This is a genomic window from Paraburkholderia sp. RL18-085-BIA-A (assembly GCF_046027075.1).
GTDB lineage: Bacteria > Pseudomonadota > Gammaproteobacteria > Burkholderiales > Burkholderiaceae > Paraburkholderia.
Genome location: NZ_JARESU010000359.1, coordinates 1 through 2,189, shown reverse-complemented (window position 1 = coordinate 2,189; position 2,189 = coordinate 1). Strand labels below are relative to the sequence as shown.

The 2,189-nt window shown below is 58.2% G+C and carries 2 protein-coding genes; one reads left to right on the top strand and one right to left on the bottom strand.

The annotated features are described in order from the left end of the window. A partial coding sequence (locus tag P0D89_RS52365; protein ID WP_408370981.1) for a hypothetical protein occupies positions 1-268 on the top strand: 268 nt, incomplete at its 5' end. 320 nt (positions 269-588) lie between these two features. Here P0D89_RS52365 and P0D89_RS52360 read toward each other — a convergent pair. Next, a complete protein-coding gene (locus P0D89_RS52360) occupies positions 589-1,584 on the bottom strand; it encodes an IS5 family transposase (RefSeq protein WP_408370979.1) in 996 nt (331 codons plus the stop codon). Positions 1,585-2,189 lie beyond the last annotated feature (605 nt).

The window sequence follows — 2,189 nt, the reverse complement described above, 5'->3', positions numbered from 1 at the left end:
TCTCTGGGGCGGCAATAGCCGCCAGGGCACACGTGAATTACATCACGGCATGCTTGATCCAGATGGGTGTCTGGTGCGATCCGGTTCGCAACCAGTTCGGAGAAAACGGATGCGATTACGATCTGCAGGCAGCATGGCTAGGCAACAGAAAGAATTTCGCTGGATTGCAGTGGCGATGAAAATCGCTATCGCCACTGCAATCCAGCGATGGCTAAATTTGTGCCTTGACTTCGGCGACGACGGCTCAAGCATGGAATATGCATCTTGAGTAGACCGCGATGCGATACCAGAAATCTTCGCCGCTGCCCAAATCACCGAAGCGAAAATATCTTTGCAATCGTTCACCTACCGTCAGATAAACCATGGGGGCGCGGTCACCAGCCAGACAGGGAAGCAAACCAGAGGTGACGACTTTTCGCATGTTCCAGAGCATTCCGAAACGCATCCCGATAATGGACGTCTATCCTTTCGCTGCGTTGCAATCACCGGGTAAGGGCTTTTTCCGGATTTTCAGCGAGCCTCGCTCCTCCGACCGGGTTTTCACGGCTTTGTTCAGCAGGGTAGGCACCCAATTGGTTGCGGACGCAACTATGCCGCCTTGACGCAAACTGCCCTGCCGAAGCTGTTCCACAGATTCACGAGGTTCGCGATGATCGCGCCCTCGCGCTGCTGCGATTCGAGCCGGCGCGTCAGCAGTCGCGCCCCGATGCAGCGTTTGATTCGCGAGATCTGCGATTCGACCAGTGCGCGCTGGCCGTACCCGTATTTGTTCCGGAATGCATGGATGCCCTTGTCCTTGATGTACCGAACGAGATGGTCGTGCCAGCGCGTCGCCGGCTGGTCATGAACGACCGCATTCGCCGGCGGCGGAATCACCGGCAGCACGCCGCAGGCTGACCACGCCTCGGTCTGCGCAATACTGTAGTACGCGCCGTCTGCGATCACGCAGTCGACGTTCGCCTCAACCGCCAGCACCGCGTCCAGGCCCGCCTCGTCGCTGACTTGATCCTCGGTGATCGCGATCGCGTGGATGTTCATCGCCGGGTCGATCGACAGATGCATCTTGCGCCAAGGCGTCTGGCGCGCATCGCGGCCGTACTTTTGCCGATGCCATTCGCTGGCCCGGCCAAACTTCATCCCGCTGCTGTCGACGATCAGACTGATCGCCTCGCCTCTGGACAGGCAATCGGCCACGCGCTGGCAGCGCTGTTTGACCTGAACCTTCAACGTGCGGAATCGCTCGCTCAGAAGCCCGAAGCTTGGCACCGCGATGTCGAGTCCGCGCAGCGCCCAGAATTCCTGCATATGGCCGGTGATCTGCCGCATGCCCCAGCCGAACAGCCGGTAGAACATGAAAATCAGTTCGAGGTACGCATCGCTGTACGTCTGGGACTGGCCCGATACGCCCTGCTGGTAGGGCGTATCGTTGATGAACAGCGCCTTGAGATCGCCATCGGGGCAGTACAGGCTGAGCTGCCCGCGCCGCTTCAGGCTCTCGTTGTACTCGTGCGCGTTCGTTACAGCATGGGCCGGTTTTGGCCGTTTGCGCGGTTCGCCAGTCTTCAGTCTCGCCTTGTAAGGCATGAAGGCTCGCCAGTCGGATAGATCACTGAGCTCTTTCTACCGGACCCACGGTCGCCGCGCAAGGACCCTGCTGAACAAAGCCCCCCGCCCGGTGAGAACGACGGTCTGCCGGTGGCATGAGCAAGTAAATGCCTCCCGGCGATCTTCTCCATAGTCGTTCGATAAGGGACGAAGCCAAAGGAAGTGTCGCCTGAGCTACCAAATCGATAGCTGATTATGAACGACGTGACCGTCCATTCCCGGCCGCATTCGAAACGTCCGCTCGAATTTGCGGATCCGCAGAGATGGTTCGTTCACTGCCGTTATTTGACGGTCAAAGCGGCGGTCCGCTCGAACTGCTCGTCGATTCCAGTTGAATAACCTATATCGGCCGTTGACTTGTTGATGGACCGACGACCACTTCGGCCGAGAACTTGCCGACTGGCTCGAAGAGATGAATGGCCGTTGTACGTTGCGGAAGCCGCCGTTCACGTCGCGCTAGACATCATGTATGGACCTGCCGCACCTCAAGGTACGCGCATCTGCGAACCCTGCAACCCACGTTAGTACACAACGCAAATAAGGACTCGGGACACTGTACAACATTCCGAAAATCGCTTTAATAA

Bases quoted from the DNA above. Each gene is read 5' to 3' on its own strand.
- P0D89_RS52360 (WP_408370979.1), bottom strand. From the start codon at position 1,584: ATGCCTTACAAGGCGAGACTGAAGACTGGCGAACCGCGCAAACGGCCA.